The following is a 23,317-nucleotide window of genomic DNA, read 5'->3' on the forward strand; positions in this document are numbered from 1 at the left end:
TACAGTTTTTCTTTCTCTCCTGACTTCTTGTAGTTGGTGACTCCTAAGGCGCAGCCTACTGCTGTTGATAGCTTGCGCTATTGTTACTGCCAAGTTGCAATATGTTAATGCTGCTATTAATTCCTGTTTGCATCAAATAGATATAGTTGCTGTTACCAAATTGGGAGAGTGTGGCAGTATTTTGTCGCCCACCCTGGGTTAGATCCAGCTCATTATTACTACCTATTTGATGGGCGTATAGGTTAACTCCCTCTCCACCCTGAGTAAGATTGACACTATTAAGATATCCATCCTGTTGCAGTTGCGTTCCGTTACTTGTGCCGCTCAAATTTAAGGTACCAATATTACTACTACCTAATTGATTAATAGTGACTTCATTATCAGCCGTAGAGATAAGACTAATATTGAGTGTTTGTTGCGTCCCAGCTTGCAGAATCTCTACTGTATCATTGTCACTGATACTGTGGACCAGGAAAATCTGGTTGTCTGAACCGGTTTGCTGGAGATGATCTGTTGCGGAGTTTGTCGCGTTAAGAAACACATTGTTTTGATTGCTGTCCCCGCTCTGGGTAGAAGTTAATCTGTTATCAGAGCCGTTATTGGAATCCGCTACTGTAGATTTATTGCTAATACCGGTTTGGTAAAACTGCATTTCTCCCCTGGTAATAGTGTCCTGTGAACTAGTAACTGTATTTCCTGTGCCCTCTTGAACGATAGAAATAGAAGCATTGTCGGAATTCGTTTGGACGCCTTGAGCGCTATTTTGACTGCCCAACTGGGTATAGTTGAACTGACTGTTGGTAACTGAGCCTTGTAATGAGCTTCCCTGGTTGTTATTACCAATCTGGTAACCACTGGAACTTGTATCTCTTGTGCCTTCTTGTGAAGCAAAGGCGTTGTTACTATCACCGATCTGCGTCTGTAATATGGAGCCACGCAAATTGCTGTCGCTCTGTGTTGCCTCTAGTGAGTTATCGTTACCAATTTGTATTTGCGTAATCTGGTTGCCAATACTGGTAATGTCGCTTTGGTCGGCAGTGGCACTATTATCACTTCCTTCCTGATAGAGAAAAGTATTATTGTTTTCAGCCAGTGAAAATGTGGCAGAGAATGAAACTAGAGCGGCGCAAATACCAACCTTGGTGTGCATGATAACTCCTTTCTATGACTGAACAGCAAATAGCAGTTTCTTGAAGTGAGTACTTCTATCATAAATACAGTTTATATGGAGATATCTAGAATTTCATGGCCTATTTTTTCTTATTTATTTTTAAACGTTGTATCTGGAGATGGCTCCCCACTTTATTTAGGAAAGCCATTTAATCCATTTTTTAGTAAAAATAGCGCTATTGTTATCTCCCTGCTGAGCAATGTGTATACTCTCGTTCGCACCCATTTGGGTAAGCATTAGAAAATTATTGTTGCGATCCTGAGTTCAGGTGGCGGTATTTTGTTGGCCAATCTGCATGAGATCTAACTCGTTCATCATTGCGGTCAAAATTAGTGTTGCTATTTCATTAACACTATCTTGGAGTAAATTGATAAGATTCTATTCTCTATGTTGTTCGGCCAAAAGGTCAAGACCAGAACTGAATTGCTATTACCGATTTGAAAAATTACTACAGACATATTTGAGGTGCTATCTTGAACAGAAACAATAAAGTTATTATTTCCCTCCCGGGTCTGGATAATACCTCCTCCAGTATTTCCATTTATCTGACGTGCATCTATATCATTGTGATTTCCAGTTTGTGTCTGGTCTATAAGGTTATTACTAATAGTTGGCTCTGGTGTGTGCATTGTGGCCGTATAGCTTTCTGAGCTACTTAGAGGTTCCCGGGTGGGAATATATTTTCAAGTCATAGTTTCGCGAACAATCGATTAAATTAAAATATAATACCTACTGAACTTGAGGTATTAAATTGTCACTCTAAATGGCGATAAATGGCGATAAATGGCGATAAATGGCGATAAAGGTCGATATGGCTTTGCACTGCAAACTTCGAATCCATCTAATTGCTATTGATGTCTTAATCTGCCTTGGTATTACTCGCATACTGGCTGTTTAGATGTGAATCGATAATCTCAAGAGCGCTACTAATATATCCCTAAATCGATATTTCTATATGGGTCACCTCCTGTGGTCAATGAGCCAGTCGCATCGAGTGTTGTCAGGCCTGGCTGTACCTTTAATTTGTGCGGATAGTAAATTGCTGATCAGAATCTCTGGGATGTTGAAAATAATGACGCTCTAAAAAGTTATTGTGCAGTAAAGAATTCTTAGCAAGTTGGAAAAGTATGGATTTGTTAGGAAAAAATTCCTGGAGAGATATTGCACATCTCTCCAGGTGTGAGTATTTAATGCGGGCTTAAATAAAATTAGGTTATCGGTAGGGTGCTTGCTGTTTGTTGATTGCCCCTAAATTCAATCACTGGGAAATGGTGCCGCTATTGTTATCCCCCAACTGGATCGCGGTGATAGTATCGCTGGTGCCAGTTTGAGTAACGGTTAAAGTATTGTCATTGCCGTTTTGGGTGAGGATGGCGGTATTCAGCGTGCCGCTTTGGGTCAGATCTATCTCATTGACCGTGCCGGTCTGGCTCAACATAGCTATTTCACTAACGCCATTCTGCACCGCATCGATCAGATTATCTACACCATTTTGTAGAGCGTACAGGCTGTTGTCGGCGTTATCTTGGTCGACATTTATGTTACTGGAGTCATCCATTTGGATAACTTCCGCCATATGACCGGAACCCGATTGATTAACTACGGCAACATTTATAATATCGCTTTGGGTAACCGATACATAACTATCTGAAACGTTAGTTTGAAAGATTGTAAGATTATGGAAGCGCCCACTCTGAAGGGCAACCGCTGTACTATTGTTTGCATTGTTTATTTCTGCATTGATAGAGTTGCCATTCCCATTTTGTACTAAGTTGTTGGTCTGATTAAAGCTCGAGGCAATGGTGGAGTTGGTAAGGTGGGAATTTCCAGTCTGGGTAAGGCTGCTGATATTGTTGGCGCCGCCAGTGCGATCTTGTACAGTGCCAACATGGGTGTTGCCCGTTTGAAAAATCGTAATGGTAGAATTTGAAACATCAGTTTGGATTGGAGTGGGATCGTTGCTATCGCCATAAGTTTCCGAAATTGCTGTTGAGGAATCCGAATTCTGCTGATTTAAATCGGGGCGGTTACCCTCACCAACAACGGTAAAACTAGCACTGACATTGCTGTTATTCGCTTGAAATGATTCCCCGTCGTTATTATTTCCTTCAATGGCATAGATCACCGTTGTATCTGAATTTCCTGTTTGCATATTTTCTATTTCATTGCCGTTTCCTGTTACATAAACGCCGATAAAGCTAGTGGCGTTGGAAGTCTGAGTGGTTTCTAAGTCGTTGTTGTCACCGATAGCACTGGTTTCTACCGTTGAGTTAGTGTTGCCGTCTTGGGTGCTAAGCGATACATTATTGCTGCCCTCCTGATACTGGCTAATGGTGCTACTGTTATTGCCATTGGTCTGCGATGCATCGACGGAGTTGGTTGTTCCGATCTGGACTTGTTCAATCAGGTTGTCGCTAATCGTGGGGTCGCTCTGATCCGCGTTAGCGGTATTGCCGCTACCATCTTGAAAAAGAATATATTCATTGTTGTCAGCATAGGTGGGGCCACTGATGGCGAGGGCCAGTGCGGTTAGGGGTAGTACAGTCGCGGCGATGGGTAAGATTTTCACAAATAAGTCCTTTATGTTAATTGGCTATGACATATTAATTGCAGTCGCAGCGCTTCCTGCATCACACAGGCGGCATCGATATCCAATTCCGGTGTTGGTTAACAACAAATTAGTCTGCCGTTGTAATTCGCCCAATATCGGGGAATTTTATTGCCTTAATGGAGAGAAGTAGTGAGACTGCTGACTGGCACTGATTTCAAGCCATTATTGTTAGCATGAATACTTGGTTATGCTGGGATATTGACCTTTGACTTCCTTCTCTACAGTCTCTGGACCGAATAAATCCGCGCTATTTGAATCCCGAATTATTGGTAGAAGTATTAAAAGAAGGCGTAGGAAAGGAAATGGGATAAAAGCACTGAAAAACTAGTAATAAAGTAGGTCTGGACGTTTTCGTAAGTGTGTCTATTCTATAGTGATTTTCTAGGATCAGAGCTAGTTGACAGTAGGGGGAGTCTATATGCGACGTATACAGACTCCCCTGGTCAATTCATTGTGTAAAAGTAGCGCTGTTGTTATCACCTAGCTGGGTGACACTAATGGTATCGCTAAAGCCGGTTTGAGTAACCATAAGGAAATTACTGTTACCGTCTTGCGAAAGGGTGGCGATATCCTGCTGGCCGCTCTGGGTGAGGTCTATCTCATTTAAGGTGCCGGTCTGGTTCAGTGTTCCTGTCTCACTATCGCCGTCCTGCAGAGAATTGATCAGGTTTTCCTCACCGTTTTGCAGAGCGTACAGATCGTTATCAAAGCTTTGTTGATCCGCATTGATTTCGTTCATATCGCTCATTTGAATCGTTTCTATCGTATGATCAGAGCCGGTCTGTTCCAGAAAAACAGAGTTGCTATCGCCAAATTGGCTGAGGTCAAAACTGTTATTGGAAACCGTCTGTATTATAGCGCCTATGGAGTTGTTGTCCCCCTGCTGCAAAACAATCCCGGTACCGTCACTGGAGTCTGTTACCGAGGTGGACACCACATTGCTATCGCCAATTTGTTCGAAATAGTTGTTTTGCGAGAAGCTGTTGAAGTTGGCAAAGCTGCCAATATTGGAGTCGCCAACCTGGACAATGGTGCCGGTATTATTGGCGCTGCCAGTTTGATCCCCTGTGGTTCCCGTATTGCCATTTCCGGTTTGGAAAATCATAACGCTGGTGTTGGAGCTGTCACTTTGGGTGGTGGAGATAATATTGCTATCGCCGTAGCTTTCTGAAATTAGTATCGCTGAGTCGGAATCTACTTGCAGGGACGATGCGATATTGCCATCACCAACAAAGGTGAAATCCATCAAGCTATTCGATAAGTTCTCCTGGAGCGAGATCCCGAAGTTGTTATCCCCATCCATGGTATATAGCTGCGATGTATCGGATGTCGTATCTTGGGTGCCGCCCCCAGTATTACTATTACCCGTTATATATACGCCCATGGTGCTATTGCTGGTAGCCGTCTGCGATGTATCTGAATCATTACTATCACCGGTCAGATAGGCTTCTGCGGTTGAATCAGTGGTGCCATTCTGATCGCTGGTCGAGGTGTTGTTGTCACCTTGCTGGTACTGAATTATCACACCGTTGGTATTGCCGTTAGACTGGGTGGCATCCGCATCGTTGTTGTCACCAATTTGGGTCTGCTCGATCAGGTTGTTAAAAATGGTGGGGTCGCTTTGATCCCCGCTGGCGGTATTGCCGGTACCATCCTGGTAGAGGATATATTCATTGTCATCTGCATGAACCAGACCACTGATGGCAAGGGATAGAGCGGTAACGGCTATAGGTAAAATCTTCACAAGTAACTCCTTTACTTCAACTCGTTATGGGGCATTGACTGCGCCCACAGTACTTCCTGTACAACACAGGTGAAATCTGTATCCAATCCCGGTGTAAACGAACGGCGACTACATTCCGCCTCTACCGTCCGCTGGGCATTGGGGGGTGATTTGATCGGCCCTAAATGGTGAGAGAAGTAGTGAGAATGCTTGCTTACACTAATCCCAAGCCATTTTTTTGGCATTAATGCTTGGAGATGCCGAGGCTATATTCATTTTGCTTCGATTGAAGTGAAATATTTATTCCAAGTTTTTCACCTGTATTAGGTGATTGTACTATTCATTTAATTTGCTCCTATTTGGTTTGTTGGTCGGTCAAGCTATAGTGAAGTGATGAATGACTCCTACTTTCGGTATCGCTTTTAGTATTATTAATAAATAAGATGATTGGTATGAGATAAAAGCACTGAGATGCTAGTAAAAAAGTCTGATTTACATAGTACTTTCATTACAGAGTAATATTGATGTTTGGTAGTGGATAGAATATGGACGGTAACGAGGAGCCCATATATAAGTATATGGGCTTCCATTAACTAGTTACTGTGTAAAAGTAGCACTATTATTGTCACCCAACTGGGTAACGCTAATACTATCGCTAAAGCCGGTTTGGGTCACCATTAGGAAGTTATTGTTACCATCCTGAGATAGGGTGGCAGCGTCCTGTTGTCCGCTTTGGATAAGGTCTATTTCATTGAGGGTACCCACTTGGTTGAGCGATGCCATTTCGCTATCGCCATCCTGTAAAGAGGTGATCAGGTTTTGTTCACCATCCTGATAGGCGTAGAGGTCAGCCTCGAATCCTGTTTGCTCGGCGTCGATCATATTCATAGTATCGTTCTGAATTATATCGGCACTATGTGATGAGCCGGACTGAAATAAGAAAGATTCGTTACTCTCACCTGTCTGGGAAACACTTGAAATACTGTCAAATGCGAGATCTGCATTAGTGAAAGCATTATTGTTGTCACCCTGTTGAATAATGATTGAGTTCAGATTGGCAGAGTCAGAGATCAGTATAAATGCATCATTTTGATCACCAGACTGCAATATATAATTGGTAATATCGCTGCCAGTATTTGTAGTGGCGCCGGCAGAGTTATCGTCCCCATACTGCTCCATGAGATCCATCTGGTTAAAGCTGGGAGTATGGTTAAATCCTACGTTATTTGAACTGCCAGACTGTATAGCGGATATGCTGTTATTCGAGCTATCAATATCGTTACCGGAAAATGCATTAAAGTCTCCAGTTTGCTGAATGACTATGGTTGTGTTGAAGCTGTCAGTCTGGTTTGTGGATGCGATGTTGTTATCACCATTTATTTCGGCATTGAATGATACTGAATCTGAGTTTGTTTGACCTGATCCAAATATATTATTATTCCCATTAACGGTGAATATCATTACACCATTGGAGGTTGATATTTGCCCCGATCCTCCGAGGTTGTCATTACCTGTAACGGTATATTCCTGCGTCGTATTGCTTGTATTCTGTTGAAGGGGGAAACGTCATTCGTATCGCCAATCAGGGTAATTACTAAGGTAGTGTCAGTGGTTCCATCCTGAAGCGCGATAGAACCGTTAGAGTCACCCTCCTGATACTGAGTAATTACACCATTGGTGTTGCCGTTGGATTGTGTTGCATCTACAGAATTATTATCCCCGATTTGAGTCTGTTCGATTAGGTTGTTAAATATAGTGGGGTCGCTTTGGTCTCCAGAGGCCGTATTGCCTGTACCATCCTGATAGAGGATATACTCATTGTCGTCAGCATGAACGAGCCCACTAATGGCAAGGGATAGAGCGGTAACGGCTATAGGTAAAATCTTCACAAGTAACTCCTTTACTTGAACTCGTTATGGGGCATTGACTGCGCCCACAGTACTTCCTGTACAACACAGGTGAAATCTGTATCCAATCCCGGTGTAAACGAACGGAGACTACATTCCGCCTCTACCGTCCGCTGGGTATTGGGGGGTGATTTGATCGGCCCTAAATGGTGAGTGAAGTAGTGAGACTGCTTACTTGCACTGGCTCCAAGCCATTGTCATTGGCATTAGTACTTGGATATGCCGGGGCTATGATCATTGGCGGCTTTCAAAAAAAGACTCAATGATTTCAAATTTCTGGTGAGCATAAGTGCCCACCATTTGTCATAGATTTTTCTCCTCTGTAATCCGTTTGATAAGATCCTCCAAAAGTTGAAACCCAAAGCGTTTCAGGCATTGAAGCCTTGAAAAAGTATTGGCAAGGAGAATCCTTAGGGAAATGAGATAAAAGCACTGAGATACTGGGAATAAAGTCGGATAATTTTTATTATTTTTAGGGTTTTCGGAAGTGGGAGTAGGGCAGGATGGTAGATTTCATGAGATTGATACATAGCTTTACTGCATAGAAATCATAGTATTATTGTTGCCAAACTGGGTGGTGGTGATGCTATCGTTAAACCTTACCTGGATAGTCGCTAAAGACTTGTTATTTCCATTTTGGGTCAAAATGGTGCTATCCGCTTGGCCACTTTAAATCAGATCTATTCCACTAAAAGTTCTCGTCTGATTAATTGTAGAAACTTCTGAGATGCCAGTTTGGAATACATCAACCTAGTTAATTTTGCATCTTATAGTACCAAAGGGTTTTAATTGGAGTCGGCTCGTTCAGCTATTATAGGGCCCGAGTTAACTTGCAGGAGTATACTGGTGCTATGATCTGATCCAGTCTGTAGTGATTCTATGGCAGTAAAGTTTCTAGTTTGAGTGATATTAGACTTGCTATCAACTACTGTAGCGCCTTCATGGGAAAATCCTGTAACCCTTGACTTGTAGTTAATGAGAGTGGAAGTAGAAGGTCCCGCTCAAGCTAGTCGATCAACCTTGATTGATCATCGACTGATAGCTTTAAATACTTCTGCTACCAAGAACTGCTTCTAGATTGATTCGACCTGCTTAACATGGGATGAAGGGAAGTGAGACTACGGACTTGCACTGACATCATGCCATTGTTGTTGGCATTAATGCTTGTCTATGCCTGAGCTGGGACCTAAACAGAGTATTGTGGATAAGTGCTGGCCAGGGTATAGGAAAAAAGCACTGAGATTCTAGTAATAAAGTTTATATGACCCCCTAGCTAGTACGTCTCCCTTTAGAGCTATACGCTGATTAGTACTGCAACCGGGCTCCTGTTGGTCCAAGCTTTTATATCCATTGCATAATTTGCAAAGTGTAAAGTTTGGCATTTATGGCAGCCTCAAAGACCCCGCTATCGCGATCACAGATTATTGGCTTAACAGCATTGTCGTTGGCAGTCTTTTTGGTGGCCAATGATTTTACGGCCTTCTCAGTCGCTATCCCTGCAATGGAAAAACACTTTAACGCAGATATCTCCACTCTTCAGTGGGTGATTAACGGTTATGCATTGGTGTTCGGGATTTTTATAGTTACTGGCGGGCGCTTGGCGGATATGTTTGGTCGGCGCCGGCTATTTTTTGTTGGAACCTCAATCTTCGTCTTTTTCTCAGTTTTGGGTGGTCTGGCCGTTAATGAATGGATGTTGCTGGGGAGTCGGGCATTAATGGGGGTTGGTGGCGCCCTTATGTGGCCCGCCGTACTCGGCATGACTTACCAGATTATGCCTGATGATAGGGCGGGGCAGGCTGGGGGCTTGATAATGACGGTATGTGGTTTTGCCAATTCTATAGGGCCACTACTAGGTGGTTTCTTTACAGAATTTGTCAGTTGGCGCTGGATTTTTTTATTAATTTCCCCATTGCGCTGGCGGCAATGTTGGTGGGCTGGAAGGTAATTGAGGATGATAAGCCCGCAGAGAGCAAGGAAAAGGTTGACTATTGGGGCATGGTCTCTCTATCTATCAGCTTACTGGCATTAATGCTGTCCTTGGATTTTGTTATTGATGTGGGATTTAGAAGCCCTCTGGTAATAGGACTTTTCAGCGCTTCGGTGATGTTTTTCCTAGTGTTTGCCTGGGTGGAGCCTCATACCCAGTCGGACCCACTTATTCCCTCTGATGTCGCTAGCAACTGGCGTTTTTTTGCTATCGGTGTAGTGACCCTGCTTCTGTCTGTCACTTTCGTATCTATGTTGCTTTATATCCCGCAGTTTCTGATTAAGGAGCTGAGTTTTTCTGCCGTTTGGTCCGGCGCAGGGTTATTGCCGGTGATGATTACCTATGCGGTAGTGTCCTATATCGCGGGTTGGCTGTACGAATCTTTGGGAGCACGGTTAATTTTGGCTGCCGCTGCTCTATTTTTAGGATTGGGAATGTTCTTGCTTTCTGGATTGATAGTCCATGATCGCTATCTGCACTTGGTGCCAGGCATGCTTTCTCTCGGGGTAGGCTTGGGTCTATATTTTCCTACGATAACGACGACCGCTGTTACAGTGCTGGGGCCTGCCAGGGCAAGCTTGGCGGCGGCTTTAATTTATATGTTCCAAATTATTGGCGGTGCTATTGGATTGGCGATGAATACAACAGTTGTAGCCATGGCTCCCGAATTGTCTGAAGGTATTGATCGGGCATTTACTATTAATGCGTGTTTGGCTGCTGCAGCACTGATTGTAAGTTTGCTGTTTGTGAAAGGGGATGTTTCCCAGAAAGAAAAAATCTGAGCAATAAATAATATGGTTTTTCTTAGCCTCTTTCTCTACTGTATGTATATCGCAGAATTGTTACTGCCAATCTGTGAAATGGAGATAGTAGCACCAAAACTCAATTGAATTACCTGGAGAAAGTTGTCTGTACCTAGTTGTAGTAGCTCTGCACTATTAAAGCTGCCGGTTTGAGTGAGATTGATAGTGTTTAGCTCACCCAATTGAATGATGTCCGCATCATCAATATAACCAGACTGCGTTGAACTTACTTGATTCTGTAGACCTTGTTGCAGCAACTGTAGTCTTGCACTAAAGCCATCTTGAATGGCTATTAATGTGTTTTGATCAAATTCCTGGTCTATAGCTGCCTCAGAGACTGATCCACTTTGACTAATATCAGCGCTATTATCCGATCCACTTTGTGTGACAACACTACTAGCCCCTTCAATAGCGAGTTGTATTGACGTGGCGCTATTGCTTGTTCCTGTTTGTGTTATCTCGGAAAAATTATTGATGTTTATCTGGTTGATTGTGGACCCGTTGTTTGTTCCGCTTTGAGATGTAAAGGCCTGATTATTTAGAGCAAGATTAACAATGATAGAAGCGCGATTACTCTGTCCTTGCTGGATGGAACTGTTAAATCCCTGAATAGAGTTGCTTGTTTGGATGCTAGTAGCACTGGAATCTGTCAGTTGTACTATTGAGTTGGTATTAAAGGCGCCGTTAATATTTGTTATCCGGGCAGTGTTGTTATTGCCAAATTGCTGAATTTGATTATTGGTTCCCAGAGACTGTATCAGGGTAATTCTAGTATCAATATTCTGGCTTCCACTTTGGATAATACTGGCAGAGTTTGCTATGCCACTTTCTTTATCGATAATCTCAGCTCTATTAAAATTACCTAACTGGCTAATAGAGACATCACTAAGAGCAACACCATCTTGGATAGATTCTGAAAAATTTAGGGTTCCTATCTGCGAGATGTTAGCAGTTGTACCAGTGGAAAGGTTTTGTATGCTGGTAATATGATTTAGGGATTGTTCCTGACTGATGCTTATAGTGCTAAACAGTGTACTTGTCTGTGAGGTTTCGGCCTTGTTGAGAACATTAAGCTGGGAGACTGATGTCGTGCTACCCAGGCTGCTGGATTGGACTGACATTAGCTCGTTTGATACGCCTCTCTGCAACTGGATAATAGATCCTTCAGTATTGCCGTTGGATTGCTGAGCCACCACATTATTAAATTCACCATCTTGTGTTTGCATGATGAGATTGTTAATGATGGTTGGGTCGCTTTGGTCCCCTATAGCCCGATTGCCAATGCCCTGTTGTGACAGGATATAAGTGTTGGTTGCGAGGGCCTGGCAGCAGAATAGTAAGGTTGATGCCGCGATAAGATGGCCTGGTATGGGCATAATTCCTCCACTGCACAGGCTGGCGTAAATCTCTAACTTAGGCTGTATCTTACCGGCACTGGGCACGGTGTGATGATTGCCATATAAAATTATGGTGAAAACTTAATGGTTTGTATATGAGAGATAAGCACTGAATTACTAGGGAAATGGGTTCAAGCTTTATTCCTGGTTGAGTGTTTGTTTATTGGTGGCTCCGTGTATATTTCTGTAAATGGAAGTGCTTCCCAATCTGAGTAAACTTGTGAGATACTTCAAGTCCACTTCACCTTTGCCCAGTTTTTCCTGAAAATAGAAATAACCCTATAAAACGTGTGGTTTTTTTAGGTTAGCTACACAGAAAAAGATTCTTCACCCCAGTTAGATTAATTCACAGACTGCTCATTTTTTTGTTAACTATTTTTGTTAATTGAGTGAGAATAGGGTTCTTTCCCAATCCCTGGAAATGGAATCTCGGGCGATATCCCGCACTGATGCGGATGACTGAAAAGTCGGCGCTTTCGCTTAGGTTGCGGCGCCGCCGGACAGATAAACCCCTGTGTCCTGCTTTTTATAGGACGCCTTTGATTCTCCAAGCAAAGCAGGCCTGTCGGGGTGGTCTTGTACTGCGAATTATTTGTGTAGGGAGCCTGGTGTTCCCGTAGTTGGTAAGGAGAATGGATTTTGATACCTATCGTTGACCGCGCGCGCGCGGAGTCTATTGCACCTATTTGGCGTATGCCGTTTCGACCTTTTTTCTGGGGAGCTGCTCTGTGGAGTATGGTTGCCCTGGTTATCTGGCAGGGGCAGTTATCCGGTTGGCAGATGCCGGCTTTTCGTATGGGGGTAGTCTGGCACTCCCATGAGATGCTGTTTGGGTTCGCGGCTACCGTTGTTGTGGGTTTTCTGGGTACGGCTATGCAAACCTGGACTGGTATCCCCTCGCCAAAGGGCACTCAGCTTATTGCTTTGGTCGGCTTGTGGCTCTTAGCCCGTTTGGGCTATCTGTTGGCGGCGGTTCCTATTTGGATGCCGGTGATTGCTGAAGTGTCCTTTTTCCTGTTCTCAGCGTTCTTGCTCGGAGCCAGGGTGTTGCGAACCAAGCAGTGGCGAAATATGTTTGTATTGCCTGCGATGCTGATGTTTGCCGCATTGTCCGCTAGCCACTGGCTGCTGCCAGGGGCACAGAGTCGAATCGCCTTACTGGCTTTGCTGTTGGTGACGGCGATTATTCTGATAATCGGCGGGCGGGTTATACCCTTCTTTACGGCGCGCCGCTTCCACTTGAGCCCAAGGGATAAGATACCGGCTGTAGAGTGGGGTACCCATATTGCTGCGGTGGGCTTGTTACTGTCGGTAGCTGTTGGTTTGCCGCAAATGGTTTGGGCCTTTTTTGCGGTCTCTCTGGGTATTTTGCAGGTGATCCGGGTAGTGCGCTGGCACCCGACAAAAATATGGGCAGAACCGATGGTTTGGTCTCTGCATGTGAGCTACTGGTTGGTTATTTTGGGGTGTTTTCTCGCGGCTCTGGCCTGGAGCCAAATTGCCCCTTCCTGGCAGAGTCCCGCTTTACACGCATTTGCCGTTGGCGGTATCGGCGGATTGATCTTGTCTATGACCAGTCGCGTCAGTCTCGGCCACACAGGTCGGATATTGAAGGTGCCGCGCTTGATGCCCCTGGCTTTTATGGCTCTGGCGTTATCTGCTCTCGCACGTGTGTTTTGGGCACCCGCCCCGAGTGGTTTGCTCGCAGCAATTATTGCCTGGGTAGTCGGTTACACGCTTTTCTTACTGTATTACACCCCGGTGCTTTTCCAGCCGCGCGTTGACGGTCATCCCGGCTAATTCTCTCTATGTGATCTTCAGTTGCTGCGAGAAACCTTATCATCGCAGCAACTGTGGTCGAGTAAAGCCATCATTAGCTGGTCTATTCAGAGTCCGCACTAGCTACCTGGGGTAGTTTGTCTACTTTAGGTACTGTTTCCAGTTCCCGGTCCCACTCGGCTTTACTGGCCATAAAGATATGGGCATTAGGCCTTACATCTATTGGGCGATCCAGGCTGCCAGCGGGAACCGCTAAGAGGCCAATTTCAGGATCTTCTCGTGGCACTGCGGAACCGCATTGATTGCAAAAGCTTTTGCTGTGCCTCGTCCCTGCTAACTTAAAGGTTTTGACCTGTTCTACACCGGATAGCCATTCAAGTTTCGCTGATGCGAAGAATAGGTTTGCTGCATGAGCTGAACCGGTATCTTTGCGGCAGTAACTACAGTGGCAGAGAAAGAAGCCCCCAAAGTCACCTTCAATTTCGAAGTTAATAGTGCCACATAGGCACGATCCTTTTTGTTCCATTGCTCAATGCTCCTCTGTTTAGTTGTACTTATCGTAATTAGGGGAAACTGTGATTTATTTTGGAAATCCCGGCGTTGGGGTATCAAACCCGTATGGTCCCGCTCAAATAGGGTACTGCTTTGCCTGAGATAATGACCCTGTCCCCGGCGATGGTGCAATTCAGTAGGCCGCCGCGCTTAGAGGCTTGATAGGCGATCAGCTCTTTCTTATCCAGAATTTGTGACCAGTAAGGGGCGAGCCCTGTGTGAATAGAACCGGTCACCGGATCTTCGGCACCACCATTGGATGGCCAGAAGTATCGGGAGATAAAATCGTACTTATCGGATTTTGCCGTAACGACCACATCGTAGGGGGCGAGCTTTCGCAGGCTGCTCGCATCCTGCTGCACATCCAAAACGTCTCGCTCACTATCGTAGATGGCAAAGTAAGCTTGGTTGTTAAGTAACACCTGGCTTGGTGTTATTGAAAGCCCCTCCAGTAATTCCGGCGGCATGCGATCTACGGGTTGTGGCTCCCTTCGTGGGAAGTCCATGGAAATAATTCCATTTTCCCCTCGGCTTATTGTCATTTTGTCCACAGCGGCCGCATGGAGCTGGAGTTGCTCGCATTGAGGGTTTTGAGAAAAAAGAACATGGGCTGAGGCCAGGGTAGCATGACCACAAAAATCAATTTCCGTTAACGGTGAAAACCAGCGAATTCCATAACTGGTATCCGGGCGTTTTACCAGGAACGCGGTTTCGGAAAGGTTATTTTCTGCAGCGATGGATTGCATTAAATTTTCATCCAGCCAATCCTCAGTAACAACAACTCCGGCTGAATTTCCGTGAAAGACTTTGTCGGTAAAGGCGTTAATGAAATGAATTTTAAGTTCCATATTTGAACTCCATGGTGCTCCAGTTTTTTCGGAGGCGCTGGTGGCGAGCGTGATATTTTATACCCCTAAAGTTCACCAATTTATACCTCTGTAGAGCAGCTTGGGATTGGCTTTAACCTGATCTGGATCAGTTTATCCCGGATGTGAGTCTCTAGAGTGACTTGTATTTGTTGCGTGCAAATCAAGGGTGTGAAAATGACGGAGTCCGATGTAGCTATCGTAGGTGCTGGACCGGCGGGACTTTCCTTGGCGGTGATGCTCGCCCGCAAAGGGTGTCAGGTGGCAATTATTGAGCGCCAGGATAAGTCGGCGCTGTCCGCTCCCGTTGACGATGGTCGCGAGATTGCCCTGACACATAAATCCTACAAGCTGCTGCAAGAACTGGGGGCTTGGCAGAGGTTATCCTCGGAAGAGATTAGCCCGCTAAATGCTGCCGAAGTAGTCGATGGTAATTCCCCTTCGACACTCCACTTTGGCCCGGGAGAGAGGGGGCCTCTGGGTTTTATTGTCTCCAACTCTGCGATTCGGCGAATCTTATATGAGACAGTTTTGGAGACCGAGAATATAACGCTGCTTGATAACTCGACCGTTACCGGGATGACATTGAGTGGTGCTGTGCGTCATCTTGAGTTGGCAGAGGGGGAGGGCGTGCGCGCTTCCCTGGTGGTTGCAGCCGACAGCCGTTTTTCTGAAGTGCGGCGCATGGCGGGCATTGGCGCCGATATGCGCGACTTTGGCCGAGTGGCGATTGTCGGCCCTGTACGCACCGAATTACCCCACGATGGTATTGCCCGGGAGTGTTTCCGCTACGGCTCGACACTGGCGCTGTTGCCTTTGCCCAAGGCAAATATTTCATCGGCCGTGGTTACTGTTCCCGCCAGTCTCTCTGCCCAGATTATGGCGATGGGTAATGAAGAGTTTGCCGGGCACGTATCCCGCGAAAGCGCGTCCCAGCTCGGCGGTGTCGAAGCTTTTGGTGAGCGCCACTGTTATCCATTGGTTGCGGTATATGCACATCACTTTTTCACTGAGCGCTTTGCCTTGGTGGGAGATGCCGCTGTGGGGATGCATCCAGTGACCGCACATGGATTTAATTTGGGCTTGGCCGGTGCGGATACTTTGGCCCGTCAACTGGATAGCGTTAGCCGTCTATATAACCCGGCCAAGCTGACTCGGGCCTTGGCCCGTTACCAGATGCTGCACCGGGTTGAATCCAAGCCGATTTACTCTGGAACTAATAGGGTGGTGGATTTGTTTACCGACGATCGCCTGCCGGCCAAGTTGCTGCGCAAAATGGTGTTGCGAGTCAGTGATCGCTTCCCTCCTATTCGAAAAGCAATAGTGCACCAGTTAACTCGCTAGCTTATTCAGAGGCGCCTTGAAAGAGTTTTACTCTTCGTTCTTTTTATAAAAAGTACATGTGCAAGAAAGAAGACGGTATATGGAAGTGGCCTGCTTGCGGGATTTTCTTCCTTTTCTATACTGATTTGCGAGATGGTAGAGACGGCTTTAACCCCCCGGTGAAAACAAATGCCAATTACGGCTTGACTCACCGGGTCAGCACCAATAGAATGCGCAGCCTCTTGAGTGGTTGGGCTGGTCCCGCCGCAGGGAAACAAAGATCAACCAGGCTTTGTTTCTTGGAGTTGTTGCGGGGTGGAGCAGCCTGGTAGCTCGTCGGGCTCATAACCCGAAGGTCGTAGGTTCAAATCCTGCCCCCGCTACCAATTTTACCTTCGGGTAAAATATTTGATTGCGCATTTGTTGTTGCGGGGTGGAGCAGCCTGGTAGCTCGTCGGGCTCATAACCCGAAGGTCGTAGGTTCAAATCCTGCCCCCGCTACCAACTTCCCTTAGGGGAACTTTGATTGCGCTTTCGTTGTTGCGGGGTGGAGCAGCCTGGTAGCTCGTCGGGCTCATAACCCGAAGGTCGTAGGTTCAAATCCTGCCCCCGCTACCAAATTTTGCATTCGTGCACACTGACTGCACGAATGTGCGGTCAAAGCCCCGTCAGGGGCTTTTTCGTATCTGCAAGAAAAGTTGCAGATATTTTTCGAAGTGGGCCGTAGGCCCATTTTTTGTATGTGGTGACGAGAATGGCGAGCAAACGCGAATTGCTGGAAGAGCTTCTGGCGCCGGTGGTGGCATCGCTGGGGTGTGAGTTGTGGGGTATTGAGTACCAAACCCACGGTCGCAACGCGCTGCTGCGCATTTATATCGACTCCGAAAACGGTATTTCCGTTGAGGATTGCGAGAAAGTGAGCCGCCAATCCAGTGCTGTACTGGATGTGGAAGATCCCATCAGTAGTAAGTACACACTTGAAGTCTCTTCCCCAGGGCTCGACCGCCCTCTTTATAAGCTGGCCCAGTACGAGCGCTTTATCGGCGCCCAGATTGAAGTTCGCCTGCGTATGCCTCTGGATGGGCAGCGTAAGTGGCGCGGACTGCTGGCCGGTGTAGAGGGTGATGAAGTGGTTCTGCGTGTAGATAGTGAAAACGAATACCTTTTGCCGATCGACAGTATCGAAAAAGCAAATATCATTCCCCAATTTACCAAATAACCTGTAGGAGCCTGAGCTCAGGCGATTTTGAGGCACAGTTGCATGAACAAAGAGATCTTGCTGGTAGCCGAGGCGGTATCCAACGAGAAGGGCGTTGACCAGGAGATTATTTTCCAGGCCATCGAAGCGGCATTGGCAACGGCCACGAAGAAGCGCTACGACGAAGATTCAACCATTGAGGTTATCATTGATCGTCGTTCAGGCGATTACGAGACTTTCCGCAGCTGGGAAGTGGTCGGTGATGAAGTCTTGGCTGAGTTGGGTACCCAGTTCACCCTGGAAGAAGCTCACGAAAAAGATGCTGACCTGAAAGCAGGTGATGTTTTCCGCGAGCAGGTGGAAAATGTAGAATTTGGCCGCATCGCTGCACAGACTGCAAAGCAGGTCATCGTACAAAAGGTACGTGAAGCCGAGCGCGCCAAGGTTGTAGACGAGTACCGCGATCGCGTCGGTGAGATGGTTAGCGGCACTGTGAAGAAGGTGACCCGCGACTTTATCGCTGTAGACCTGGGCAATAACGCCGAAGCGCGCCTGCCCCGCGATCAGCTGGTTGGTCGCGAAATTTTCCGACTCGGTGATCGCGTGCGCGCAATCCTGTTGGAAATCCAACCGGAAGCCCGCGGCCCCCAGCTGATGCTGAGCCGCTCCTGCCCGGAAATGATTGTCGAATTGTTCCGCATTGAAGTGCCGGAAATTTCCGAACAGGTAATCGAAATTAAAGGCGCGGCCCGCGATCCCGGTCTGCGTGCAAAAATCGCTGTAAATACCAACGACGGTCGCATCGACCCGGTGGGTGCCTGTGTGGGCATGCGCGGCGCGCGTGTTCAGGCGGTATCCAACGAACTGTCTGGTGAGCGCGTAGATATCGTTCTGTGGGACGAGAATCCCGCTCAGTTCGTTATCAATGCGATGGCGCCAGCAGAAATTGAATCCATCGTAGTCGACGAAGACACCGGTTCTATGGACGTAGCCGTAGCAGAGGAAAACCTCGCAATGGCTATCGGCCGCAGCGGTCAGAACGTGCGCTTGGCCTCAGAGCTGACCCAGTGGCAGATCAATGTCATGAGCAGTGACGAGTGGCAGAGCAAGCAGGAAGCCGAGTCCAGCTCGATCATGCAGGTGTTTATGGATCGCCTGGATATCGATGAAGATGTGGCTGGTGTACTGGTTGAAGAGGGCTTTGCCTCTCTGGAAGAAGTAGCATATGTACCCATTGAAGAGATGCTCACGATTGAGGGCTTCGATGAGGATATCGCTGAAGAGCTGCGCGCCCGCGCCAAGGACACCCTGTTGACCCAAGCGCTGGCATCTGAAGAGAAGCTGGATGCGTCCGAGCCTCAGGAAGATCTTTTGAATATGGACGGTATGGAGCGCCAGCTGGCATTCCAACTGGCCAGCCGTGGCATTGCCACAATGGAAGACCTGGCAGAGCAGGCTGTCGATGACCTGCTGGATATCGAAGGTCTCGACCAGGAGCGTGCTGCTGCGCTGATTATGAAGGCGCGTGAGCCCTGGTTTGCCGACGATAGCGGCGAAGAAGCTTAAGTGCAGCGACATATAACTTACGTATAAATAACCCCCTCCGACCAAGTGACTTTTAGGAGAGAGAATGGCCGAAGTAACAGTTAGTGAACTCGCCAAATCGGTTGGTGCCACCGAAGACCGTCTGCTCAAGCAGATGAAAGAAGCGGGTTTGCCTCACACCTCTGCAAATGCGGTGGTGTCAGATGAGGAAAAGCAGGTCTTGCTCAGCTTCCTGAAAAGCAGTCACGGGGAGCAGGGCGCGACGCCGCGCAAGATCACCTTGAAGCGCAAAACCACAAGCACGCTGAAGACTGGCTCTGGCACCGGCCGCAAGACTGTGAATGTGGAAGTGCGCAAGAAGCGCACTTATGTGAAGCGCCCTCAAGCTGAGCTTGAAACCGTAGCAGCAGGCGAAGAATCGAGCAGCCCCGAGCAGGAAGCGGCAGTCGATGCCCTGCAAAATGAGCAGGAAAGACTGGAGGCCGAAGCCGAGCGCGCACGCGCAGAAGCTGAGGCAGAAGCTGCACGCCTAGCGGCGGAAGAAGAGGCGCTAGCCAAAGCCGAAGCCGAGGCGAAAGCCAAGGCTGAAGCAGAAGCGAAAGCCAAGGCCGAAGCAGAAGCGAAAGCCAAGGCTGAAGCCGAAGCGAAAGCAAAAAATGAAGTAAAAGCCGATCAAGATGCGGCTAAATCAGAGGATAAGACCGCGGAAAACGTAGTGAAAAAGGCAGAGCCCGCCGCACCAATCCGCTCAAGCTACTCCGACGATATCGAGGCAATGCGAATTGCCGCGATGGAGCGTCGCAAGCAGCAGGCTGAGCAGGAAAAGCGTGAACTTGAAGAGAAGAAAGCTAAAGTAGAAGCTGACCGACGCGCAGCCCAGGAAAAGAAAGAGAAAGCTGCACAGGCTGCACAAGCAGCCAAGGCTAAGCCAGCACCGGCAAAAAGTGCTGAGAAGACCTCTGAGGTCAAGCCAGCTCTGCGTCGCAAGCTGGAGGCAGCATCCACTGCTCCCGCTGAAGCTGATCGCTCTGAGGACGAGCCGCGCAAGCGTCGCGGTCGCCGCTCCAAGTCCGGCCCGAAAAAATCCAGCAAAACCGCTCTGTACGAACAGGCGCTGGAAGTATTTGAGGAAGACGAAGCATCCAAGCGCAGCACGCGCTCCCTGTCTCGTCCGACCTTGAAGGTTAAACCTACGCACGGCTTTAAAAGGCCCACGGAGAAACAGGTGTACGAAGTACAGTTGGGCGAAACCATCACTGTTGGCGAGCTGGCCAAACAGATGAATGTGAAAGCCGGTGACCTGATCAAGCGCCTGATGAAAATGGGCGAGATGGTTACTATCAACCAGAGCCTGGACCGTGAAACTGCACAGCTGATCATCGAAGAGATGGGCCACAAGGTGGTATTCCGCTCTGAGAGCGAGCTGGAGGAAGCGCTGGTTGCCGAGACCCAGGCCAGTGAAGGCACTGAGGTGTCCCGCGCACCGGTAGTTACCGTTATGGGTCACGTTGACCACGGTAAAACCTCCCTGCTGGACTACATCCGTAAGACCAAGGTGGCTTCCGGTGAGGCCGGTGGTATTACCCAGCACATCGGTGCTTACCGAGTAAAAACCAGCCAGGGCGAGATCGCTTTCCTGGATACCCCGGGACACGCCGCCTTTACCGCAATGCGCGCCCGTGGCGCCCAGGCAACTGACGTGGTTATCCTGGTAGTGGCTGCTGACGACGGTGTGATGCCGCAGACTGAAGAAGCTGTGAACCACGCCCGCGCTGCCGGTGTGCCGCTGGTTGTTGCAATCAACAAGTGCGACAAAGAAGCTGCCGATCCCGATCGTGTTAAAAACGAGCTGGCTGCGAAAGATGTAATTCCTGAAGACTGGGGCGGTGATACCCAGTTTATCAATGTGTCTGCACACACCGGTGAAGGCATCGATGACCTGCTGGAAGCGATTTCCCTGCAAGCAGAGATGTTGGAGCTGAAGGCCAAGGTCAAGGTACCGGCAACGGGTGTTGTGATCGAATCCCGCCTGGAAAAAGGTCGCGGTGTTGTAGCCACCCTGTTGGTACAGAACGGCGAGCTGAAGCGCGGCGATATCATACTGGCAGGCCAGAGCTACGGCCGTGTTCGCGCCATGACCAACGAGCTGGGCAAGCAGGTTAAAGAAGCTGGCCCTTCAACCCCGGTTGAGCTGCTGGGTCTGGACACTACTCCCAACGCCGGTGACGAGTTCATGGTGGTTGCGGATGAGCGCAGAGCCCGTGAAGTGGCTGAGCAGCGCGGTGACAAAGAGCGTCGCGAGCGCATGCAGCGCCAGCAGGCGGCCAAGCTGGAAAACATGTTTGCGAACATGGAAGCCGGCGAGCGCAAAGTACTGCCGGTTGTGATCAAAGCGGACGTTCGCGGCTCCCTGGAAGCTATCCTGGGCGCACTGGCGGATATCGGCAACGAAGAAGTTTCTGTCAACGTCGTGTCCAGCGGTGTAGGTGGTATCGCCGAGAACGATATCAACCTGGCCCTGACCTCCGGCGCTATCGTACTGGGCTTCAACACCCGTGCTGATGTGGCTGCCCGAAAGGTTGCTGAGACAGAAGGCGTAGAGATTCGTTACTACAGCGTGATCTACAACCTGCTGGACGAAGTGAAGCAGGCGCTGTCCGGTATGCTTGATCCGGAAATACGCGAAGAAATCGTGGGTATTGCCCAGGTTCGCGATGTATTCCGCTCACCGAAATTTGGCGCCATTGCCGGTTGTATGGTTACCGAAGGTACCGTCTACCGCAACAAGCCGATCCGCGTACTGCGCGACAACGTTGTGATCTACCAGGGCGAACTGGAATCCCTGCGTCGCTTCAAAGACGATGTGCAGGATGTGCGCAACGGCATGGAGTGTGGTATCGGGGTTAAGGACTACAACGACGTTAAGTCCGGTGACCAGATCGAAGTTTACGATATCGTTAAGGTTGCTCGCGAACTCTAAGGAGTTCCGCAGCGGATCGAGGATAAACCCGCGCGGCGCTAGCCGTGCGGGTTTTCCTGTCTTTAAACCGCCATTCTCAATAGGTAAACAATGGCAAGAGAATTTCATCGCGCAGACCGCGTCGCCGACGCCATGCGCCGCGAGCTGGCCCAGCTGATCCAACACGAGATTCGCGATCCTCGCCTGGGTATGATCAACGTCAATGATGTTGAAGTCAGCCGCGACTTAACCGTTGCTAAAGTTTTTGTCACCCTGGTGGGTGAGGATGATCGCAGCAAAATTAATACCTCTATCGAAGTGCTGAACAAAGCCGCCGGCTTTTTGCGTACGCAGCTCGCGCGTGCAATCCAGATTCGCACTATTCCCCGTTTGCACTTCCGCTACGACGAGACCTCGGTGCGCGGCCAGGCGCTGTCTGCCCTGATCGACAAGGCGGTTAAAGAAGATCGCAAACACCAAGACGACGATAGCGACTCCAACGAAGATTAATCCATGGGCCGCAGACCAAAATGGGGCCGGCCGGTTCACGGCGTGCTGTTATTGAACAAGCCCGCCGGGATTACCGCCAACGACGCCCTGCAAAAAGCCAAACGACTCTTTTTCGCCAATCGCGCCGGTCACACCGGAGCGCTGGACCCCCTGGCAACCGGTGTGTTGCCGATCTGTTTCGGCGAAGCGACCAAGTTTTCCCAGTACCTGCTCGATGCGGACAAGCGCTATCGCAGTACTTTTGTTTTCGGTATGACCACTGCTAGTGGCGATGCCGATGGCGATGTACTGGAAACTAAAGATGCTTCCGGTTTGACTGAAGAAGCCGTGCTGAAAGCGATGGAAGCCTTTCGCGGTCCCATCAAGCAAGTGCCGTCCATGTACTCGGCCCTCAAGCACAAGGGGCAGCCGCTGTATAAGTTGGCGCGCCAGGGCTTGGAAGTGGAGCGCGAGGCGCGGGAAGTAGAGATTTTTGAATTTGAACTGCTGAGCTTTACACCGGGCGCCCAGCCCCGTGCAGAAGTTGAGGTTCACTGCTCCAAGGGCACTTATATTCGCAGTATTGCTGAAGACCTGGGCCAGGCTCTGGGTGTCGGTGCCTATGTGGAAGAGTTGCACCGCAGCGCAGCCGGTCCCTACGTCGAAGCCGATTCAGTGACCCTGGATGAGCTCACCGAGGAGCGCGGTGAGGGCATGGCGGAGGAGTTGGATCACCACCTGTTATCGGTGGATTCTCCCGCCTCTTCGCTGCCCAAACTCACCCTTCCGGACGAGTCTGGTTACTATGTGCGTCAGGGGCAGCCGGTAATGGATTTGCAGGTCTACCGTATCGGTGAAGAAGGTGATATGGTGCGCCTCTTCCTGGAAAATGGCGATTTTCTGGGCGTAGGAGAAATTACTGACGACGGGTGCGTAGCGCCTCGGCGTCTGGTAAGCAGTACTTAAGCAGAAAACGCTATATTGGTGAGAGCCGATAGCGGTTG

At 48.4% G+C, this 23,317-nt stretch carries 17 protein-coding genes, 3 tRNA genes and 1 pseudogene; 12 read left to right on the plus strand and 9 right to left on the minus strand.

Annotation, left to right across the window (positions count from 1 at the left end; all coding sequences use genetic code 11):
* Positions 1–55 precede the first annotated feature (55 nt).
* From P0078_RS18565 to P0078_RS18585, 6 genes and pseudogenes are all read right to left on the minus strand, one after another.
* Entirely contained in the window at positions 56–1,150 is a 1,095-nt protein-coding gene (locus tag P0078_RS18565; RefSeq protein WP_282931396.1) for a hypothetical protein, read from the minus strand.
* Between the two features lie 156 nt (positions 1,151–1,306).
* A pseudogene (locus P0078_RS24665) lies at positions 1,307–1,411 on the minus strand (hypothetical protein); the annotation flags it as partial.
* A 1,018-nt stretch (positions 1,412–2,429) separates the two neighbouring features.
* Positions 2,430–3,740: a hypothetical protein gene (locus P0078_RS18570; RefSeq protein ID WP_282931397.1), complete on the minus strand. Its 1,311-nt coding sequence runs from the start codon at positions 3,738–3,740 to the stop codon at positions 2,430–2,432.
* A 490-nt stretch (positions 3,741–4,230) separates the two neighbouring features.
* On the minus strand, positions 4,231–5,526 hold the full coding sequence (locus P0078_RS18575) for a hypothetical protein (RefSeq protein WP_282931398.1): 1,296 nt from the start codon (positions 5,524–5,526) through the stop codon (positions 4,231–4,233).
* Positions 5,527–6,102: 576 nt separating this feature from the next.
* Positions 6,103–6,966 carry a hypothetical protein gene (locus tag P0078_RS18580; protein ID WP_282931399.1) on the minus strand — a complete coding sequence of 288 codons (864 nt, stop codon included), beginning with the start codon at positions 6,964–6,966 and terminating at the stop codon, positions 6,103–6,105.
* Positions 6,966–7,394: a hypothetical protein gene (locus P0078_RS18585; protein ID WP_282931400.1), complete on the minus strand. Its 429-nt coding sequence runs from the start codon at positions 7,392–7,394 to the stop codon at positions 6,966–6,968. Before P0078_RS18585 ends, P0078_RS18580 begins: the two co-directional genes overlap by 1 nt.
* 1,402 nt (positions 7,395–8,796) lie before the next feature.
* Here P0078_RS18585 and P0078_RS18590 point away from each other — a divergent pair.
* Together P0078_RS18590 and P0078_RS18595 are read left to right on the plus strand one after the other, a co-directional pair.
* Positions 8,797–9,360 (plus strand): MFS transporter, encoded by a 564-nt coding sequence (locus P0078_RS18590; RefSeq protein WP_282931401.1) that lies wholly within the window; start codon positions 8,797–8,799, stop codon positions 9,358–9,360.
* Complete coding sequence (locus P0078_RS18595; RefSeq protein WP_282931402.1) at positions 9,294–10,184, plus strand: MFS transporter; 891 nt, start codon at positions 9,294–9,296, stop codon at positions 10,182–10,184. The genes P0078_RS18590 and P0078_RS18595 overlap by 67 nt, the downstream gene beginning before the upstream one ends.
* 35 nt (positions 10,185–10,219) lie before the next feature.
* On the opposite strand, the gene P0078_RS18600 is transcribed toward P0078_RS18595, so the two are convergent.
* Positions 10,220–11,581, minus strand: a complete 1,362-nt coding sequence (locus tag P0078_RS18600) for a hypothetical protein (RefSeq protein ID WP_282931403.1) — start codon at positions 11,579–11,581, stop codon at positions 10,220–10,222.
* 660 nt (positions 11,582–12,241) lie between these two features.
* Here P0078_RS18600 and P0078_RS18605 point away from each other — a divergent pair.
* Positions 12,242–13,402, plus strand: coding sequence for an NnrS family protein (locus P0078_RS18605; RefSeq protein ID WP_282931404.1), 1,161 nt, complete (start codon positions 12,242–12,244; stop codon positions 13,400–13,402).
* Between the two features lie 82 nt (positions 13,403–13,484).
* On the opposite strand, the gene P0078_RS18610 is transcribed toward P0078_RS18605, so the two are convergent.
* Positions 13,485–13,907 carry a GFA family protein gene (locus P0078_RS18610; protein WP_282931405.1) on the minus strand — a complete coding sequence of 141 codons (423 nt, stop codon included), beginning with the start codon at positions 13,905–13,907 and terminating at the stop codon, positions 13,485–13,487.
* An 82-nt stretch (positions 13,908–13,989) separates the two neighbouring features.
* Entirely contained in the window at positions 13,990–14,781 is a 792-nt protein-coding gene (locus tag P0078_RS18615; RefSeq protein ID WP_282931406.1) for a PhzF family phenazine biosynthesis protein, read from the minus strand.
* Between the two features lie 195 nt (positions 14,782–14,976).
* Between P0078_RS18615 and ubiM the strand changes: the two genes are divergently transcribed.
* The 9 genes from ubiM to truB all read left to right on the plus strand — a co-directional run bounded on the left by ubiM (position 14,977) and on the right by truB (position 23,279).
* On the plus strand, positions 14,977–16,143 hold the full coding sequence (gene ubiM, locus P0078_RS18620) for a 5-demethoxyubiquinol-8 5-hydroxylase UbiM (RefSeq protein ID WP_282931407.1): 1,167 nt from the start codon (positions 14,977–14,979) through the stop codon (positions 16,141–16,143).
* A 288-nt stretch (positions 16,144–16,431) separates the two neighbouring features.
* A tRNA-Met gene (locus P0078_RS18625) sits at positions 16,432–16,508 on the plus strand.
* Between the two features lie 41 nt (positions 16,509–16,549).
* A tRNA-Met gene (locus P0078_RS18630) sits at positions 16,550–16,626 on the plus strand.
* Between the two features lie 37 nt (positions 16,627–16,663).
* Positions 16,664–16,740 (plus strand) — tRNA-Met (locus P0078_RS18635).
* Positions 16,741–16,876: 136 nt separating this feature from the next.
* Positions 16,877–17,341: a ribosome maturation factor RimP gene (gene rimP / locus P0078_RS18640; RefSeq protein ID WP_108734364.1), complete on the plus strand. Its 465-nt coding sequence runs from the start codon at positions 16,877–16,879 to the stop codon at positions 17,339–17,341.
* Positions 17,342–17,383: 42 nt separating this feature from the next.
* Complete coding sequence (gene nusA, locus P0078_RS18645) at positions 17,384–18,886, plus strand: transcription termination factor NusA (RefSeq protein WP_282931408.1); 1,503 nt, start codon at positions 17,384–17,386, stop codon at positions 18,884–18,886.
* Between the two features lie 64 nt (positions 18,887–18,950).
* A complete protein-coding gene (gene infB, locus P0078_RS18650) occupies positions 18,951–21,845 on the plus strand; it encodes a translation initiation factor IF-2 (protein ID WP_282931409.1) in 2,895 nt (964 codons plus the stop codon).
* Between the two features lie 90 nt (positions 21,846–21,935).
* Positions 21,936–22,334, plus strand: a complete 399-nt coding sequence (gene rbfA, locus P0078_RS18655; RefSeq protein WP_108734361.1) for a 30S ribosome-binding factor RbfA — start codon at positions 21,936–21,938, stop codon at positions 22,332–22,334.
* Between the two features lie 3 nt (positions 22,335–22,337).
* Positions 22,338–23,279: a tRNA pseudouridine(55) synthase TruB gene (truB, locus tag P0078_RS18660; protein ID WP_282931410.1), complete on the plus strand. Its 942-nt coding sequence runs from the start codon at positions 22,338–22,340 to the stop codon at positions 23,277–23,279.
* The last annotated feature ends 38 nt before the right edge of the window (positions 23,280–23,317 follow it).

Origin of the sequence: Microbulbifer sp. VAAF005, assembly GCF_030012985.1 — a bacterium.
GTDB lineage: Bacteria > Pseudomonadota > Gammaproteobacteria > Pseudomonadales > Cellvibrionaceae > Microbulbifer.

Excerpts from the sequence above, each read along its gene's own strand:
- P0078_RS18565 (WP_282931396.1), bottom strand. The coding sequence starts at position 1,150 with ATGCACACCAAGGTTGGTATTTGCGCCGCTCTAGTTTCATTCTCTGCC.
- P0078_RS18580 (WP_282931399.1), bottom strand. The coding sequence starts at position 6,966 with ATGATATTCACCGTTAATGGGAATAATAATATATTTGGATCAGGTCAA.
- P0078_RS18590 (WP_282931401.1), top strand. The coding sequence starts at position 8,797 with ATGGCAGCCTCAAAGACCCCGCTATCGCGATCACAGATTATTGGCTTA.
- P0078_RS18600 (WP_282931403.1), bottom strand. The coding sequence starts at position 11,581 with ATGCCCATACCAGGCCATCTTATCGCGGCATCAACCTTACTATTCTGC.
- P0078_RS18610 (WP_282931405.1), bottom strand. The coding sequence starts at position 13,907 with ATGGAACAAAAAGGATCGTGCCTATGTGGCACTATTAACTTCGAAATT.
- P0078_RS18615 (WP_282931406.1), bottom strand. The coding sequence starts at position 14,781 with ATGGAACTTAAAATTCATTTCATTAACGCCTTTACCGACAAAGTCTTT.
- ubiM (WP_282931407.1), top strand. The coding sequence starts at position 14,977 with ATGACGGAGTCCGATGTAGCTATCGTAGGTGCTGGACCGGCGGGACTT.
- rimP (WP_108734364.1), top strand. The coding sequence starts at position 16,877 with ATGGCGAGCAAACGCGAATTGCTGGAAGAGCTTCTGGCGCCGGTGGTG.
- nusA (WP_282931408.1), top strand. The coding sequence starts at position 17,384 with ATGAACAAAGAGATCTTGCTGGTAGCCGAGGCGGTATCCAACGAGAAG.
- infB (WP_282931409.1), top strand. The coding sequence starts at position 18,951 with ATGGCCGAAGTAACAGTTAGTGAACTCGCCAAATCGGTTGGTGCCACC.
- rbfA (WP_108734361.1), top strand. The coding sequence starts at position 21,936 with ATGGCAAGAGAATTTCATCGCGCAGACCGCGTCGCCGACGCCATGCGC.
- truB (WP_282931410.1), top strand. The coding sequence starts at position 22,338 with ATGGGCCGCAGACCAAAATGGGGCCGGCCGGTTCACGGCGTGCTGTTA.